Annotated in this window: 13 protein-coding genes; 1 reads left to right on the top strand and 12 read right to left on the bottom strand. The window is 42.7% G+C overall.

Annotation, left to right across the window (positions count from 1 at the left end):
- Window positions 1-54: 54 nt before the first annotated feature.
- From HZA08_05780 to HZA08_05725, 12 genes are all read right to left on the bottom strand, one after another.
- Complete coding sequence (locus tag HZA08_05780) at window positions 55-573, bottom strand: DUF2299 family protein (GenBank protein ID MBI5192936.1); 519 nt, start codon at window positions 571-573, stop codon at window positions 55-57.
- A 49-nt stretch (window positions 574-622) separates the two neighbouring features.
- Window positions 623-892, bottom strand: a complete 270-nt coding sequence (locus tag HZA08_05775) for a DUF2769 domain-containing protein (protein ID MBI5192935.1) — start codon at window positions 890-892, stop codon at window positions 623-625.
- Between the two features lie 246 nt (window positions 893-1,138).
- A complete protein-coding gene (locus HZA08_05770; protein MBI5192934.1) occupies window positions 1,139-2,776 on the bottom strand; it encodes a NarK/NasA family nitrate transporter in 1,638 nt (545 codons plus the stop codon).
- A gap of 482 nt (window positions 2,777-3,258) precedes the next feature.
- Window positions 3,259-3,960: a respiratory nitrate reductase subunit gamma gene (narI, locus tag HZA08_05765; protein ID MBI5192933.1), complete on the bottom strand. Its 702-nt coding sequence runs from the start codon at window positions 3,958-3,960 to the stop codon at window positions 3,259-3,261.
- A complete protein-coding gene (locus HZA08_05760) occupies window positions 3,957-4,523 on the bottom strand; it encodes a hypothetical protein (GenBank protein MBI5192932.1) in 567 nt (188 codons plus the stop codon). Before HZA08_05760 ends, narI begins: the two co-directional genes overlap by 4 nt.
- A 3-nt stretch (window positions 4,524-4,526) precedes the next feature.
- Complete coding sequence (gene narH / locus HZA08_05755) at window positions 4,527-6,050, bottom strand: nitrate reductase subunit beta (protein MBI5192931.1); 1,524 nt, start codon at window positions 6,048-6,050, stop codon at window positions 4,527-4,529.
- Entirely contained in the window at window positions 6,050-9,778 is a 3,729-nt protein-coding gene (locus HZA08_05750; protein MBI5192930.1) for a nitrate reductase subunit alpha, read from the bottom strand. Before HZA08_05750 ends, narH begins: the two co-directional genes overlap by 1 nt.
- The gene (locus tag HZA08_05745) at window positions 9,775-10,404 is read right to left on the bottom strand and encodes a hypothetical protein (GenBank protein ID MBI5192929.1); all 630 of its coding nucleotides are present in this window, start codon (window positions 10,402-10,404) and stop codon (window positions 9,775-9,777) included. Before HZA08_05745 ends, HZA08_05750 begins: the two co-directional genes overlap by 4 nt.
- 157 nt (window positions 10,405-10,561) lie before the next feature.
- The gene (locus HZA08_05740) at window positions 10,562-11,005 is read right to left on the bottom strand and encodes a universal stress protein (GenBank protein MBI5192928.1); all 444 of its coding nucleotides are present in this window, start codon (window positions 11,003-11,005) and stop codon (window positions 10,562-10,564) included.
- Between the two features lie 35 nt (window positions 11,006-11,040).
- On the bottom strand, window positions 11,041-12,273 hold the full coding sequence (locus HZA08_05735) for a NarK/NasA family nitrate transporter (GenBank protein ID MBI5192927.1): 1,233 nt from the start codon (window positions 12,271-12,273) through the stop codon (window positions 11,041-11,043).
- 707 nt (window positions 12,274-12,980) lie between these two features.
- Window positions 12,981-14,369 carry a sigma-54-dependent Fis family transcriptional regulator gene (locus tag HZA08_05730; GenBank protein MBI5192926.1) on the bottom strand — a complete coding sequence of 463 codons (1,389 nt, stop codon included), beginning with the start codon at window positions 14,367-14,369 and terminating at the stop codon, window positions 12,981-12,983.
- Window positions 14,370-14,599: 230 nt separating this feature from the next.
- A complete protein-coding gene (locus HZA08_05725) occupies window positions 14,600-17,260 on the bottom strand; it encodes a PAS domain S-box protein (GenBank protein ID MBI5192925.1) in 2,661 nt (886 codons plus the stop codon).
- A gap of 160 nt (window positions 17,261-17,420) precedes the next feature.
- On the opposite strand from HZA08_05725, the gene HZA08_05720 reads away from it, so the two are divergent.
- Window positions 17,421-17,861 carry a hypothetical protein gene (locus HZA08_05720; GenBank protein ID MBI5192924.1) on the top strand — a complete coding sequence of 147 codons (441 nt, stop codon included), beginning with the start codon at window positions 17,421-17,423 and terminating at the stop codon, window positions 17,859-17,861.
- Window positions 17,862-17,975 lie beyond the last annotated feature (114 nt).

Here is a 17,975-nt window from a genome sequence, read left to right as displayed (position 1 = left end):
TTCCTTACTTCTGTTCACTTCTAACTAATCACTATCCACTAATCACTGCCTTTACTACCTTGCGTGCTCATCCCCTTCAGGAAGCAGTTCTGCATTATCAATTACAGGGATACCGAATTTGTCATTAAATTTTGTCACGAAATATAAGAGTGTCCTGTAATTAAGGAGAAGGCCTCTGTACAACTGCGTCTTTGTAAGGCTGTCAAAATAGAATTCATAAGAAAACTGTACCTGCCTTACTATACCGGACTCATCCAGGTTCATGTCATAACTGCAATCTGAGAATATCAGGTCCTTCCTTATCTCATTATACAAGCTATCCCGTTCTTCTTCTGACATCGCCTTTATTTTTTCCATGTGCTCAGGTGCAATTGATACACCATTCAACAACAATACTAATGACGGGTAATCCTTAGGTTGGATTACACGCTGTTTCTTCTGTGTACCGAGCGGATAATCAAGTTCATAGTGAAAATTTGAGTTGTTATCCTTTACCTCATCCATATTGTGATGGTTTTCCTTTAGCCACTTTAATATGACATTCTGTGCCTCTTCAATTGTTGTATATTCCAAAACTTTATTCCTCCCATTCCTAATTTTAAATTATTAATTAATATTTTTTTTATTCGTGTCCGGAACCTATCTCTGCCTTATACGCCTGACATACCTGTGAACAACGCGTGCAATAGAAAGTGTGAGTCAGGTCATACTCAGCGTAGACCGGACATGTCTCACAGAGACAATCTTTCTCCCACTTGATAGTCTTACTTGTACCTACCATAGGAAAACAAAAACCTATCGGGTCATCACTCTTTACATAAGTAGGGCACGTTGTACATAAACACTTGCCTGTTACATAATCCTGCTTTGCTGCATACTCCTCCTTTCCCATATCCTCTACATGAAAAGGATCAAACTCATGAATGTTTCCCATAACCCACCTCCTCTTGTTAATTGTTAACAGTTATTATAATCAGATAGCTATCGCAAAGGTGTGTTATCAAATTGATATACGTATGATAAAGCTACTCAAACCTGTTTGTCAAGGCAAAAAATAAGGGAACAGAAACTATCTCTGTCCCCTTATTAAAACAACAACAAACATCCTTTATCTACATCTTAAACAGCCTTCTGATGCTTATGGATTCTCGGCTATATACCTCTCTCTCTCAGACTCGGATAACTTGTGCCACCAGGTCTTTCCAACGCCCCAGTCACCTCTCTCTGCGCCTGGCTTAGTGTAATATACCCAGTTGAGTAAACTACCTATAACGTAGAATATCAACGCACCCCAGAAAAATGCCTTTGCTGAGCCATAAGCAGCTATAGAAGCACCGATCAGTGAAGAGAATATGAACGGTCCATAAGCAGCCCAAGCCCCTGTCCATCCAAGTATCGCCGAACCCATTCTCGGATTAAATGCATACGCAATAGGGAACTGTCTGAAAGTGGAGAAATTTCCGATGCCTGCCATAAGGAATATCCAGAGCATTATCCAGACAAAGGCAGGAAACATATTCAAATCTGTTGGTGTAAGATAGCCGCCAAAAATCAGGGCAAGGCATCCTAATATCAACCCTACACCTGATACCATAGTAAATATTGCCCCTCCAAACTTGTCGGATAATGGACCACCGGCGAAGCGGATAGTAGATCCAATAAGCGGACCTAAAAAGGCATACTTCAGAGGGTCAGGGGCGAGGGCAGGGTCCATTCCATGTATGGCACCATAAATAGTTTTTATCATAAGAGGAAATGCTGCTGAAAATCCCGCGAACGAACCGAATGTCATTACATATATCCATACACAGAAATATGCATGTTTATTGTCTGTCATGTTTTTTACCAGCGTACCGACAGATACCTTTCTCATAGGTATGCTCTTTAAATAAATAAAGCTGATAATACCTGCAATGATCAACCACGGCACATACCATAATGCCGCATTCTGCACCCACATATCCTTCTTAATGATTTTCTTGACCGTTAAGTCTGTAATAACTCCGGCCTCATTTTTCTTAATCTCAACCTTCATACCCTTTGTTAAATCGCTCTCTGTAATTACTACGTCCTGGACACCGCCTGAAGGATTTTTTACAACCGTTATGAATTTAGCAAGCGCCTCATTTTTAACAACGACATCCTTGATGACTCCGGCATCTTTCGCAATCTTTACGTCAAAAACCGGAGTTGCTTTGGTAAATAGCTGCGGTCCGCCGACTGCACCAATGATCCCAAAGGTAACTATCCATGGCGTTACGAACTGTACCAGGCTCACACCGAAGTTACCGATTCCAGCTTGTAGCCCCATGGCAGTACCCTGCAGTCTCTTTGGGAAAAACAGGCTGGTAGATGGCATATATGATGAAAAGTCCCCGCCGCCAAAGCCGCATAGAAACGATATAATTAGAAAATGAATATATGGAGTTTCAAGATTTTGAACCGCGTAAGCAAGCCAAACCATTGGGATGAGTTTAATAAAATTTGCTATTGTTACAGTAGTCCTTGTGCCGAGAATCGGGATTAGAAATGCATGCACCGTTCTCATCATACCTGCGGAAAGGCCCGGCATGGCCGCAAGCCAGAAGAGCTGCATAGTATCAAATTTAAATCCTATATTAGGTAGGCGGACAACAACTGCACTCATCACAAACCATGTAGCAAATGAAGCCATTAAGCCGAATGTAGTAACAGCAAGAGTTCCCCATGCACGTCCACTCCCTTCAGATTTCCAAAACTGTGGGTCTTCAGGTTCCCATTTTTTTAACCATGACATAATTTTTACTCCTTACAATAATTAACTTCAAATTGAACATCTGTATTTTGATCAGCGTATATTTATCACCCATGTATTTTAAAGCGATTCCATCAAATGCTTCAATCTGGTGAGCTCTTACAAAAGCACCAAAACGATGTCATTCCCGCATGTTTTAAGCGGGAATCTATTGCTTTATGACCGAAAATCATATCCCCGATAAAAGATTTCGGGGATGACACAAACTTATGCAAGAACCTCAGGTATCTTTAATTAATTTTTTAAACAATTTATAATATGTGTTTCTTAGTTTTTATCACCCCCTTTTCTTCCCTTCTCCTCTTCATTAATAAGCCTCAGTTTAGCAACAAATTTTATTCTTTTATTCGTTCCTAAGCTCATGCTTAGTAACGGACACTGTTTAAAAAAAGCGGGGGCGGAACCTAATCCCACACCCCCCGCTTCTTTGTATACATCTATGAAATACTAACTTTCAACTAAATTTACTTATACTGTACAATGTTCTCTGTCTTTGGGTTTCTGTTATACCATCTAACCTGCTGATATGGTCTCCATAGATATGCATAAGGCCTGATAACCACAAAATGTGCAAGCCTTGTAAACGGCATTAATCCAATGAATATCATTGCATTAAAGATATGCACTTTTGTAATCAAACGTAGTCCAGCTACATAGCCGGCATCAGGCTGGAATGTGAAGATTGACCACATCCACGGCACTGCTGTTCCTGCATACCAATTTGAACCCCATCTGTACAGGATAGCATTCAGGAGTCCTGTTGCAACCTGTATTAACAGAACAATAAGTGTAATAACATCCCATCCTGTTGTTACTGCCTTTACCCTGTTGTCAGTAAGCCTCCTGTAGGTAAATACGAGAAGTCCGAAGAATGCAAGCAATCCTAATGCAAGGCCGGAAAGCTCAAGTAAGTAAAGCCTTACTGGTACGGCATTCCATGCAAGAATCCCTCTTGGAAAGAATAGCCCGAAAATATGAACAAGAAGAATCGTTATAATTCCATAATGCCATGGGAACGACCCATAGAACAGGACTGAGTTTTCCAAAAATTCTGATGACTGACTCGACCATGAGTATCTGTTAGTCCTGTATCTGAATATCAGTCCGACGATGCATATCGTAATGAATACATAAGGAAACGCACCGAATAATATATTGTTAATCATTTATTTGCCTCCTCCTTTACATCCCTGTCTATAATCTTATAAACAGCGTTGATAACATGATGGTAAGGGTTATCCTGTCTCTTTGCGAAATTTTTATAGACTTTTTCAAGGCATTTTATAAGAAAATCCTTCTCAAAATCCCTTTTTACCCCTTCTTCTTTCACAAAACCCAAAAACCTGAGTACAAGGGGGAGGTGGTCCGGAAGCTCCCCCTTGCCCAATGTCTCAAAAGGAAATTCAAACCTCCTGTACATGGTCTTTATGTTGACAAGATTATCCGACCTTTTAAAACCATCATAAATATGAGAACCCATATCGAGTGTAAAATCAGAAGACATCTCGAAGGTATAAGAGTATATTACCTGCAGTTCATCTATAGGTAATTTCACAATCGCCTTCTTAAATTCTTTTACAGAATTCACCACATCAGGCGGCAGTTTTTCCATGCTGCTGAAATTATTTATCAATTCGTCAACCTTGCTGACAATTTTACCCATATCACCAGGATAATCAAACATGCTTGCGAGCTGAGTATAAATGTCTTTACCCACGAGTGTCTCCATTATTTACCACTCCCTTCCAACAAATTCTCTTTTCTTGGTTCCGAAACCGACAGTACCTCTCTTCTCGTACATATTTCTCGGATCAGAGATAGTCTTTGATTCACGATGCGTTACAGGTATAACAAACCTCTCTTCATAAGTTGCAATAGAGTTAATCCTGTAGATATCTTCAGCATCCTGAACACTTAATCCGCACTGGGACATTGCTGACCTAACTGCACCTTCACCGACATCACCAAACCTCTTCTGTCTCCAGTACATCCTTACTGCCATCTGTTTCCTCAATGATTCCAAGACAAGGGCCTCATTGCCTGCTGCAAACAGATTTGCAAGGTACTTTAATGGTATCCTCATCTTGTCAATCTCATTGAAGAAATCATCAGCCTCAGGGTCGAACGTACCTCCCCTGTCTGCCTTTGCCTGATGGAGAATCGGAGATAGAGGTGGAATATAGAAGTTCATTGGAAGTGTCCTGAACTCCGGATGATTAGGAAGAGAGATTCTCCATTTCTTAAAGAGATTATATGCCGGAGAATTCTGAGCTGCCTTAATCCAATTATCTTCCATCCCTGCATTCCGTGCTGCTTCAATGACCTTTGGATCCTTGGGGTCAAGGATAATATCCCTCATCCCTTCCACAATCCTGTCATCCGGAAGTTTTGCAGTTGCCTCAATCCTCTCTGCATCATAAAGGAGTATACCGACTGTCCTGATTCTTCCTACACATGAGTGTGCGCAGGCATTTGCCTGTGCTGTCTCAACTCTTGGATAGCAGAATATACACTTTTCTGACTTTCCATTTGCCCAGTTGTAATAGGGCTTTTTATAAGGACATGCGCTTACACAGAATCTCCATGCACGGCATATATCCTGATCAAGGAGAACGATACCGTCTTCACCCCTCTTGTATAAGGCACCTGATGGACAGGATGCAACACAACCCGGGTTCAGACAGTGATTACAAATCCTCGGTACATAGAAGTAAAAGAGCTTGTGAAACTTGGTCAGGCACTCTTTCTGTGATGCTGAAAGGTTCCGCATGTTCGGATCGTTAGTCGCATAAAGAGGTGAACCTCCCATGTCATCATCCCAGTTTGGACCAAGTGATATCTTCTCCATGAATTCCCCTGTTATCAGAGACTTAGGCCTTGCTACCGGCTGGTCATCGCCTGCCGGTGCATTAAATAGGTTCTGATAATCAAAGGTAAAAGGTTCATAATAATCATCAATAGTAGGCAGATTCGGCTGAAAGAATATATTTGCCAAAGTCCTGATCTTTCCAGGGCCCTTTAATAGCTTCAAACGAAGCGCCCCGCTGCTGTTGACTTCCCAGCCGCCTCTATACCTCTCCTGATCCTCCCAGGTCACAGGATAACCTGTGCCTGGTTTGGTCTCTACGTTGTTCCACCACATATACTCCGCGCCTTGACGAGTGGTCCAGATGTTCTTACAGGATACACTACAGGTGTGACACCCAATGCACTTGTCAAGGTTAAAGCTCATTGAAAAATTAGCTCTAACGTCCATTACCACTTCACCTCCTGATTCCTCATTTTTCTGACAAGGATGTTTGTATCCCTGATGATGGGGATTGGTCCCCATGCGTTAAATCCATAGGAGAACTGTCCGTAACCGCCGACGCTTAATGTTGGAAGTTTCAGTCTCTGTCTGGTCAGACTGTTATGGAATCCTCCCCTTCTCTTTTCTCTCTGCTCAGACTTGGGCACGTTTACCGTTCTCTCCTGAGAATGGTATGCGAAGGCAACACCTGCAGGTATTCTGGCACTGACAACTGCCCTTGCGCAGAAGATACCATTATCATTGTATGCTTCAACCCAGTCATTATCCTGAATACCTATGCTCTCACAATCCTTATCATTAAGCCAGATAGAGTTGCCTCCACGTGAGAGTGTAAGCATCCTGAGGTTATCATAGTGGGTTGAATGAATCTGCCACTTACCGTGCGGAGTAATGAAGTTGAGCACAATAGCACCACTCTTGTCACTCTTAACCAATTCATTCATCTTGTTCGGATCCAGCTTGTACTTGTGAGTACACAGTGCCTCTCCGAAATCCAGATAAACCGGATGATCAAGATAGAAGTGCTGTCTGCCGGTCAATGTTCTCCATGGTATCCTGTACTCAACCAGTGTACAGTATGCGCTGTATGCACGACCACTAAATGTGATACCAGTCCAAAGCGGACTTGTAAGACACCTTCTCGGCTGGGCTACAATGTCTTCGTAGGTGAGACGCTGTGCCCTCGTCGGGCCTGCAATTTCATCAGTAACACCATGCCAGTGCTCCGGGTCTTCTTTGATCTCATCCCCGAATATTGCCTTAACAGACTTCTTTGCCTCAAAATACTGTTCACCATGAAGCCCTGTATGATGCTCCTCTTCTGCCCACTGCCTGAAGAGAACCTCACCATTGGTACACCCTGAGAAGAACATCTCAACATTTGCCGCCTCTCTGGCGTCGTTCATGGCAATATACTGTTCACCTTCAATCTCAACCTTGTCAATATGTTTCTTGGCAATATACTCAGCATATAATGGTTTTCCATCAACCATAATCCCATGGAAACCATATTTACCCTTCATATTAGGACCTAACGCCCTGTGACGGTCATAAACCTGGGTGAAGTCCCTGGTAATCACGTTCATATTCGGCATGGTCACGCCAGGTATTGCTTCACACTCACCCTTCTTCCAGTCCTGATAGCCATTAAGTGCCGGCTGTGCAATCTCGCCTGGTGAGTCGTGCGCCAGTGGGGATGTAACTACATCCTTCATTGGCTTTGGAAGGTGTTTCTTTGCTATTGAATCGAACTTTCTTGCAAGGAACTGGAATGCATCCCAGTCACTCTTTGCCTCCCAGTTCGGCATTACTGCAGCGCCCATTGGCTGGAAGTATGAGTGCATATCTGTTGTGTTAATGTCTTCCTTCTCATACCAGTGTGCTGCAGGAAGTACGATATCGCAATACGTAGGAGTTGTATTCATACGCATATTCAGATCAACAAGAAGGTCAAGTTTGCCAAGCGGACTCTCTCTGAATTTCATTTCCTTCAGATACGGCTTTGCAACCTCTGTACAATCCATGTTGTGGTGTGTACCCAGCACGAATTTAAAGAAGTACTCCTGACCTCTTGCACTGGAACCAAGTGCATTACCACGCCAGATCATCCATACCCTTGGCCAGTTCTCAGGTGCATCAGGATCTTCAACTGCGAATTCCAGACTCCCCTTCTTGAGCTGCTTAACGGTATAGTCAATAATCTCAGCATCAGTCTTGGCCCCTGCCTTCATAGCCTCATCGGCTACTGCAATAGAGCTCTTGTTAAACTGCGGATAGAATGGCAGATGCCCCATTCTTACTGCCCTGACCTGCCAGTCTGCACAGTGCTCATAATCAAGCACGCTTGTATCCGGCATTACATGATAATCTGCCATCTTCAGGTCATACTTCCAGAACTGTGCCTGGATATACCACCAGCTTGGTGCATTCTGGAGACGCGGCGGTTTATACCAGTCAAGTGAATGAGCAAACTGACCCCATGAGTCAAATGCAGCCAGCCTCTCCTGTCCAACGTAATGATTCTGACCACCGCCGTTTCTGCCTACACTGCCGCAGAGCATAAGTGAATTTATGAATGCCCTATAGATAAGGTCAGAATGGAACCAATGGTTGCTGCTTGCACCGCTGATTACCATAGACCTGCCTTTGGTAACCTCCGCATTGGATGCAAACTCCCTCGCGATCTGAATGATCGTCTCACGACCGATTCCTGTGTACTTCTCCTGCCATGCCGGAGAGAATGCCTTATCATCATCATAATTTCTGGCAAAATCACCGGTCAATCCTGGACGAGCCACACCATGGTGAGACACCATCATATCAAATACTGTAGTTACAGCAATCTTTCCTTCTGTAGCAGACTCGATGTATTTAACAGGAACCTGCCTCTTGTAAACATCACCGGTATCGAGTTCATAGAATGCACACTCGATAGCAGCATCTTTGGTATCAATGAATGAAAGTGCAGGGTCAATCTGGGTACCTGTCTTTTCCTCTTTTAACAGGGTATTCCATTTACCGTGACTCTCCTTCTTTTTAGGATACCTGAAGCCCATACCGCCATGTACTATTACAGGCTTATTGGTCTTGGTATCCCACATTGCCATCTTCCACTCAGGATTATCCGTATCTGCATAATCCTTAAGGTCAATGGCCTTCAGATACCTGCCCATCTCAAAACCATTCTTGGTCTTCCTGAGTTTAATAAGATGCGGAAGGTCAGTATAGTTCTTTACATAGTTAATAAAGTAAGGAACCTGCCTGTCCACATAAAACTCTTTTAGGATGACATGGTTGATACCCATCCAAATTGCCCCATCAGACCCTGTCTTTACTGGAACCCAAAGGTCAGCATACTTGGCAACCTCTGAATAATCAGGGGCCATTACAACTACCTTTGCACCAGCGACTCTGAGTTCTGAAACAAAGTGTACATCTGCTGTTCTGGTCCTGTTTGGTGTTGCACCTGTTATAACCACATAACCGCTGTTATACCAATCTGCACTTTCACCGACATCTGTCTGTTCACCCCATACCTGAGGATGTGCATTTGGAAGGTCTGTATAATAATCATAGAAACTCAGACTTACTGCACCGATCAACTGATGATACCTTCCACCTCCTGCATAGCTTATCTGAGACATTGCAGGGATAGGTGAGAAGCTGATATTTCTGTCCGGACCATACTTTTTAATTGTATGTATCTGAGCTGATGTAATAATCTCTGCTGCCGTATCCCAGTCTGACCTCCTGAATCCTCCTTTTCCTCTTGACCATTTGATCTTTTTATGAAGCTCTGCATTATCCACAATACTCTTCCATGCATCTACCGGATCTGCATGTTTTGATTTTGCCTCCCTCCAGGCATCCACAAGAGTACCGCGCATATATGGATATTTTATTCTTACAGGACTGTAAACATACCATGATGCAGAAATTCCTCTCTGACAGCCTCTCGGCTCGTAAGGTGGAAGTTCCTGCTCCAGCTTTTCATAGTCTACTGCCTGTAACTCCCATGTTATAACACCATCTTTAACATAGACCATCCATGAGCAACCTCCTGTACAATTGTTCCCATGGGTGCTCCTGACAGTCTTATCATACTGCCATCTGTTTCTGTAAAACTCTTCCCAACCCCGTTTTGCGGGATCTACAATATCCTGAATCCAGGTCATCTTTGTCCTCCTTTCCCTCCGTAATTTCTCCAAATAGCCTGATGTGCAGTACCACCGCCGCAACGATTTCTATAGCGGTTGCTCCACACAATGCCAAAGAAGATAAGTATTCCTATAAATCCTAAAAAGCCGATACCCAGAAATATCCCTGCCTTATTTGATGGGGTCTCCGGCAATGACTTGAAGAATGCCTTCAGATTCTCAACTTCTTCATCTGTTACATTCCTCTTTGAAAAGATTGCCCCCATGACAGGAGTTCCTGTACTGTTAATCCACGCTGCTGCGATAAGTGGATTTGACGGGGCAGGCCCAACTCCATATTTCTCGTTTGGGAGCATTAGATTTGGGCCTAAAGCCCCTCCGCCCAATGCACCATAACCTACATCATGACATGAAATACATGGCGGACCACCGTTTGTAAACCGGATTTCCCCTGTATACAGCTTTCTTCCTGTATCCGGGTCACCGACCGGAGCAGGCGGCACTGCTGCTTCCTCTGTTGCAGGAGCTGTCGCACCCTCTGTCGCCTGAGCAAAAACCTTTGACGAGAGGAATGAAAGCCCTGATACGAGGACTACTGCAAAAAATGCTGCTTTAATCTTAAATAATTTTTTACTACGAACCATCCTTACACCTCCTTTCTATAAGTTTACTGTTTATTATTGAGCCTTCCCCTGTACACACAAGTACAGAGAATCTCAAAAAGCGTGGCTTGAAAAGCCCCGCTGTAGTGAGCAAAATAAAACCTTAATTTTTCTAAATTTTGCGATTACAAGATGAGTACTACTTATTAAACACCCACAACACAGGACAGGGCGACCTTTTGGTCACCCTGTCTGTAACACTGCCCATAAAAAGCTTACCCATTGTTGAATAATGATGAGTTGCCATAACAATCAGGTCAGCATTTTTTTCCTTAGCTACTGCCACAACCTCGTAGGCAGCCTCTCCGTCTCTCAGGATTGTCTCTACTTCTTTAACCCCATATTCCATGAGCCTGGCAGCCTCTTTTTCCAGCAATGCCTCTCCTTCTTTTATCCAGCCCTCATGAATATCATTCCATTCTTTAGAGTCTGTTGCCATGTGCGTGGAACGATACCATTTTTCTACAACATGTACAAGTATTAATTTTGCCCCTGAAATCTTACACACATAAGCAGCAGCATCTTCACCCTTAAGTGTTAACTCCGAACCATCTACCGGACAGACTATATTTTTATATTCCATTGGCAACCCCTTAGAAAACCATGTTCATATAATAATTAATGATGATAAGTATGTGATTCCTGTGTTATCAGAGCCTTTCCGCCCTTAGCAACCCATTTACCTGTCCAACCACGCTGTGCAATACGCATCATAACAAGAACTCCACTTGCGAATATAGCAAAGGCGATAAACCCCCATGCAAAGGTTCCTGTATACTGCTTTGATAAGCCCATAGCATTTGGAATGATTGCTCCACCAAGTGCGCCAACCTCTCCGATCATACTGCCCGCAATAGCAGTTGTGACGGGCCATCGGAGAGGAACCAACTGGAATAATGAACCATTGCCTGCACCAAGCGCCGCAAAGCATAACATAAACATGATAGTTGTAGTTGCCAATGAAGGCAGAGTAGCACCCAACAGCATCATGCCTATGATAACGAAAAACACCACTGTAAGAGAGTTTATACCGCCAATCCTGTCAGAAACATAACCGCCCAGGATTCTGATACCGCTCCCCATTACAGCGGCCAGCATGGTAAGCTGTCCTGCCTGGATCTTTGTTACACCAAATTGATCATAAAAATAGGTAGGAAGGAAGTTAGAAAGCCCTATGAATCCTCCGAAGGTAACAATATAAATCAGGTTGAATGCCCATCCGTCTTTTTCCCAAAGACACTTTACCAGGTCTTTAAGGCTGTGGGTTTCTCTGTCAGGCGGCTCTTTGGCAAATATCAACATAACCAGCCACGGAAACAGCATTGTAATTGCGGCAAAGCCATATACAGTCTGCCATCCATACTTTGTTGCAAGCGGCGGGGCGAGCAAGACAGCAAGAACTGTTCCGCTGTTTCCAGCACCTGCTATCCCCATTGCAAGACCCTTATATTGAGGCGGGAACCATCCTGAGCCAAGCGATAATGCCACACCAAAACTTGCACCGGCGATTCCAAGCAAGATACCCATAGCGAGAACATCAGAATATGTACTTACAAAATAATACCCGTAGAACATTGCTATAAGAATGCAGCTCATTTCAAACAGAGCGGCATTCTTTCTGCCTATGTACTGAGATATGACACCAAGGGGAAACCTCATAAGCGCACCTGCCATGATTGGCACTGAAATCATAAACCCCTTCTGGGCAGGCGTGAGATGAAAACTTTCACTGATGAATGGGGCCATCGCACCATTTAACACCCATATTGCAAAACAGAAATCAAAATAAAGAAATGACGCAAAGAGTGTTGGTGGATGCCCTGCCTTTAAAAAAGTCCTAAAATTAGCCATTTAAAACCCTCCTTTCTAAAAGTTTGTTGGCATTGGAGAATAATCTTTGAAGTTTTGTCCATTAACTATATAGTTAAGCAGTATTTATAATTAATATGCAAACATAATGCCATATTTCTTAACTACTTGTATTTATTGATAAAACCCACTAGAAATGTATTATTAACAGATTGTCCACGTAACGAAATCGTAACAAACTAAAGGCTCATAAAAAATCCTATTCCCGAAATATCCTTAATTTATAAGGGGATAGATGATGTTACGATAACGTAACGTATTTTTGATAATGCCTGAGATAGGTAACACTTTTGAGGGAAGGCAAGAGGCAAGAAGCAAGAAGTTAGAGGTTAGACGGAGGAAACGAGCCGGAAGAAGTTAGACGGAAGAAATTAAGATGCAGGAGTGTAGGTAGACATTTCGTAACCGTTCACAGTTGACAGTTTACAGTTAACGGTTAAGAAAAATATAAAAGTAAGTATATATTTCACAAGAGGTCAAGGTATTTTCTAATAGTGATGCGAAAGAACTCATTCAAGAATTGAAGTCAATTTCAAAAATGCTCCAAGCGTTACATAATTCGTTGAAAAACCGTTAACCGTAAACTGATAACTGTGAACGGTTACAACATTTCTTATATCTATCTTCATAACTTCTAATATCTTACTTCTTACTTCTTACTTCTGACTTCTTGCTTCTTATTTCTCGCCTTATTCCTCCTGCCCTTTTTCCATCCCGTAGATTTTGCACTTCTCCCATAAGGTTTTTCTTGAGATGCCGAGGATTTTGGCGGCAAGGGTTTTGCTCCCCTTTGTCTCTTCAAGGACTCTCATAATATACTGCTTTTCAAATAATGATACGGCATTTGACAGAGGCTCGGAAGACTGAAGGTGAGACGATGCATCAATACCCTCGCCAAACCATCTGCATATTTCTTCAGGAAGGTCCCATGGGTGAATTACTCCTTCCTTGCATAGTGTAATCGCCCTTTTTATTGCATTCTCAAGCTCCCTGACATTTCCGGGGTAATTATGTTTAAGCAACAACTCCTTTACCTCAACTGATAACTCCCTGACAGGTTTCTTCATCTGCTCTGTAAATATCTTAAAAAAATGGTCGGCAAGCAGCAGGATATCTTCCTTCCTTTCCCTAAGGGGCGGCATGTACAGGGGAACAACATTAAGCCTGTAATAGAGGTCCTCCCTGAAGCTCCCCTTCTGCACCTCTTTTTTAAGGTCCCTCTGTGTAGCGCAGATAATCCTTACATCCACTTCTATAGTACCTGTTCCGCCCAGCCTCTCAAACTCCCGTTCCTGAAGTACCCTCAGTAACTTAACCTGTACTGTCGGGGTTATCTCCCCAATCTCGTCAAGAAATAACGTCCCTTTATGTGCAAGTTCAAACCTCCCCTTCTTCTGCTTAATAGCTCCTGTAAATGCACCCTTTTCGTGACCGAACAGCTCTGCCTCAAGAAGGGTCTCAGGAAGGGCTGCACAACTTATTTTTATAAATGCCTCATCCTTTCGGGGGCTGTTATAATGAATGGCACTTGCCACAAGCTCCTTACCTGTTCCGCTTTCTCCGGTAATCAATACTGTAGTGTCTGTAGGGGCAACAACCTTTATCTTCTCAAAAACCTCAAGCATCCTTTCGCTCTTCCCTACTATACCGCTGAAATCATACTTTTCCTCAATCTTCTGCTTCAGGTATATGTTTTCATCCTCAAGGTCCCTTATGGTAATCAGGCGTTTAACAAGGATAATCATCTCATCCATGGAAAATGGCTTTGTAATGTAGTCATAAGCCCCCTGCCTCATAGCCTCAACCGCAGTCTCAACTGAGCCGTGTGCCGTAATCATCAGGATCTTGGATTTCGGGATGTACTGCTTACACGCCTTCAGTATTTGCAGGCCGTCTATCTCCGGCAGGCGTAAGTCGGTGATAATCACATCATAAGGATTATCTTTTATAGCCCTCAATCCCTCACTGCCGGATGCCGCACTATGAACGTTATAGCCCTCTTCTCTCAAGGCATCGGTTATCGAAATCCTCATCAGAGGTTCATCATCAATTATCAGGATATTTGGTACAGTGTGCATAATTCACCTTTCATGTTCATCCGAAAATCACCCCCCCATGCCCCCCCTTGAAAAAAGGGGGGGATTGCCGTTGTCCATTGAGAACCAGAGGAACTTTCCCCCCCTTAACAAGGGGGGGGTTGGGGGGGTGATTTTCATCCTCATTTGTGAACCTCCCATTTCATGACAGTTTAAGGGGTCCAGTGGTCAAGGGTGTTAATCTGTTCACTTAAACCCTCGAACCCTTTCTTTTAAGTTAACGACACAGGCAATGGGGCACCTATCATAGTAGGGGTAGTTAAGGGAAGTCTTATAGTAAATGTAGTCCCCTTGCCCTCTGTGCTTTTTACATCTATCTTACCTGAATGTTTCTCAACTATACCAAGACTGACAGCCAATCCAAGCCCTGTACCTTTGCCCACATCCTTTGTAGTAAAAAACGGGTCAAATATTTTGGGGAGAACATGTGGAGGTATGCCGGCCCCATTATCAGTTATATCAATGCAACACCAGCCGTCTTCCTCATAAGTACTCACTGATAATTGTCCGCCTGTACCTTTAATGGCCTGCACTGCATTTAACAGGATATTCATCACTACCTGCCCCATCTTATGATGGTCTATCATAAGCCTTGGAAGGCCTGAATCAAGTTCCTTCCTTAGAGTTATCCCGTTCTTGGAAATTGCATAACTCATCAAAGAAAGCACCTCGTCCAGAAGGGTGTTTATGTCAACAGCAGTAAGCTCAGGCTGATGCTGTTGTGAAAAATCCAGGAGCTGGTCAACAGTCCTCTGAACCCTGTAAATCCCATCCTCCATTGATTTAAGGTACTCTGCCTGTCTCTCTTTCGATAGCTTATGTCTCCTCAGGTTATAAAGGCAGTTCATTATCCCGCCGATGGGATTATTCACTTCATGTGCAATACCTGCGGCCAGTTGACCGATTGCAGACATCTTCTCTGCCTGTGCAACCTGCTGTTCAAGCCTCTTCCTCTCAGTTATATCATTTGCAATCCCAAGCACCCCCACTACCCTCCCCTCTTCTCCTCTAAGAGGGGAAATACTCATCACAACATACTTGACCTCACCGAATTTGTCAGTTATCTCCATTTCATAAGTATGTTTTATTCCTGCGGTAATTGCATGTTTAAATTTATTGCCCTGATGCTGTCTTGTAAGGATTGATATAAAAGAAACCCCGATAAGGTCATCCTTCTTATACCCCCAGTCTTCCACCTGTTTGTTCACATAAGTAATGATGCCGTCAGGATTCAGAGTATAAATTACGTCATTAGCAGTCTCGAGCAAATTTTCAAGATAATCCTTCATTTCCTTCAACTCCATAGTCCTTTCAGACACCTTCTGCTCAAGAAGCTCGTGGTATTCTTTCAAATGTGTCTCAAGACGCTTCCGGTCTGTTATATCCCTTACAAAAGCCCTTGTCTTAATAAACTGTTTGGTTACCGGATGGTAAAAAGCTGTTGCAGAGAGTTCCACATCAATATTACCGATACCTTTTGTAATAAACTGGGCCTCAATCCTGCTCATACCTTCTTTAATAACCTTTTCAATATGCTTTCTCACCCGTTCTTTAAACGCATCAGGCACAATATCCTCAAGCCTTTTATTTCGCATCTCTTCAATAGAATATCCGAGGATATCAAGCTCCGTCTTATTTACATTGATAAAATACCTCTCCGCATTAACGGAATGGATCATCTCAGGAGAATATTCAACAAGGTCCTTATATCTCTCCTCAGACGTCTCAAGTTCCTTGTTTCGTACCTCAAGGTCTGTATAGGTCTTCTTCAGATCATCCGCCATATTATTGAATCCGTCTGCAAGTTTTTCTATCTCATCGTTTGTCCGTATATTCATACGGTAATCAAGATTGCCCTGCCCGAATTCCTCAACACCTTTATACAATTCATCTATAGGTTTAACAATGTTCCTTGCAGCATATACTCCTGTAAGCGATAAAAATATGATAAGCACTGAGCCGAATATTGAGACACGGATGAGTAGTGAGATAATCGGTGCATACATCTCTCCCGGACTTTGTCTTACAAACACAAACCACCTGTTACCGTCAAACCACCCCTTCTCAGGATATAGTGTCGTATTAACAGGAGAGAAACCGACTATTGAATATTTTCCACCGTGTGCATCATCATCCGCCACATTCCATCCAGGCTTGGTTCTTGATACCATGTTAATAAGCTCAGCATTAAGATGATGACTCCTGAGGGGATAGATGGGACACATGATTATAGTACCCGTTGAATCAACCAGGTTTGCATGGCCTGTAGCGCCGATCCTTACATTATTGATTACCTCAAGCAGGTCATTCATTGTATACTTGATTACAACCACACCTATGGTTTTACCTCTCTCATTTACAGGAGCAGAGATGTTCATAAGATATTTCCCGCTCTGTTCATCAAGCTTCAGGTCACCGACATAAACCCTTCCTGCACCATTATCATAAGCCACATTAAACCACTTCTCATCCCTGTAATTGTTATCGTGTGCATCACGTATACCGGCAACAAAATTTGCACGGCTGTCCACCACCATCAGGCTGTACACCTCTTTCTCAGAAAACTGTTTAAATTTTCTGATATATTCACTCAATTCGTTTTCACTGGGATTTTTCCCGGTTATGGCATTCTTGATATAAGGGGATATTGCAAACCTCTCAGCATCAACAACCTCTCTCTCTATAACCATTTCAACTTTACGAGCAGTCGCTGTTGCCTCATCCTGGAAAGACATGCCTATTGAGTTTCTGAGAGATTTTGTTACATCAAGATATGTCAGATAAAGTCCTGCAACAAGTGGAAAGATACCGATAATCAGCATCATTTTAATTATCTTCTTCTGAATCCCCTGATTTTTGGTCTCTTCAATCATTTAAACGACATTATATAGGTATTCGTATCATCACTGCAAGGAGATGGTACGGGCAGAGGTAAGAAGTCGGAAGCAAGAAGTTAGATAAGATAACCATACCCTCTTGCTTCTTAATTCTTACTTCTTACTTCTTTTTTCAATTGTGCTTACTATTAATGATATGTTAACATTAATCATTCAATTAACTACGGCAATTAACCACGGGAACAATAACAATATGGAAGAAATTTTAAAATGGCTTATAGAGATTGAAGGGATTGCTGAGAGGGTCTATGCTAAGGCCGCTATCCACTTTTCTAATGATATTGAATTTGCAGGCTTCTTAAAGCACCTGCGCGGGGATGAAGAGCTGCATCATATTATTATCAGCAGGGCCGCTGAAATAATTAACAGCAGGGGTGGTTTCCCGCCGCTTGCTATTGATTTAGATATAGATATACAGAAAAACATAAAGGACCATCTCTTAATAGTTGAGAAAAGGATAGAGGCAAACAGCATCGGCAAAGAGGACATGATGGAATTCATAGTCTTCAGCGAATTCTCTGAATGGAATGACATCTTTTTATATATAATCGAGGCTCTTGCAAAAGTAATAAAATAAGTGAATTTTTCTGAATTTATTTGGTGTAAAATTGCTCTCCTTTTGGTAGAATATGTTTGTTAAAAAATACCACACAAAAGGAGAGCCGATGAACTTGAGAGATAAAATATCATG

The organism is Nitrospirota bacterium, from assembly GCA_016212215.1.
Taxonomy (GTDB): domain Bacteria; phylum Nitrospirota; class 9FT-COMBO-42-15; order HDB-SIOI813; family HDB-SIOI813; genus JACRGV01.
The sequence above is the reverse complement of the archived record's forward strand: the minus strand, read 5'-3'. Positions and strand labels throughout refer to the sequence as shown.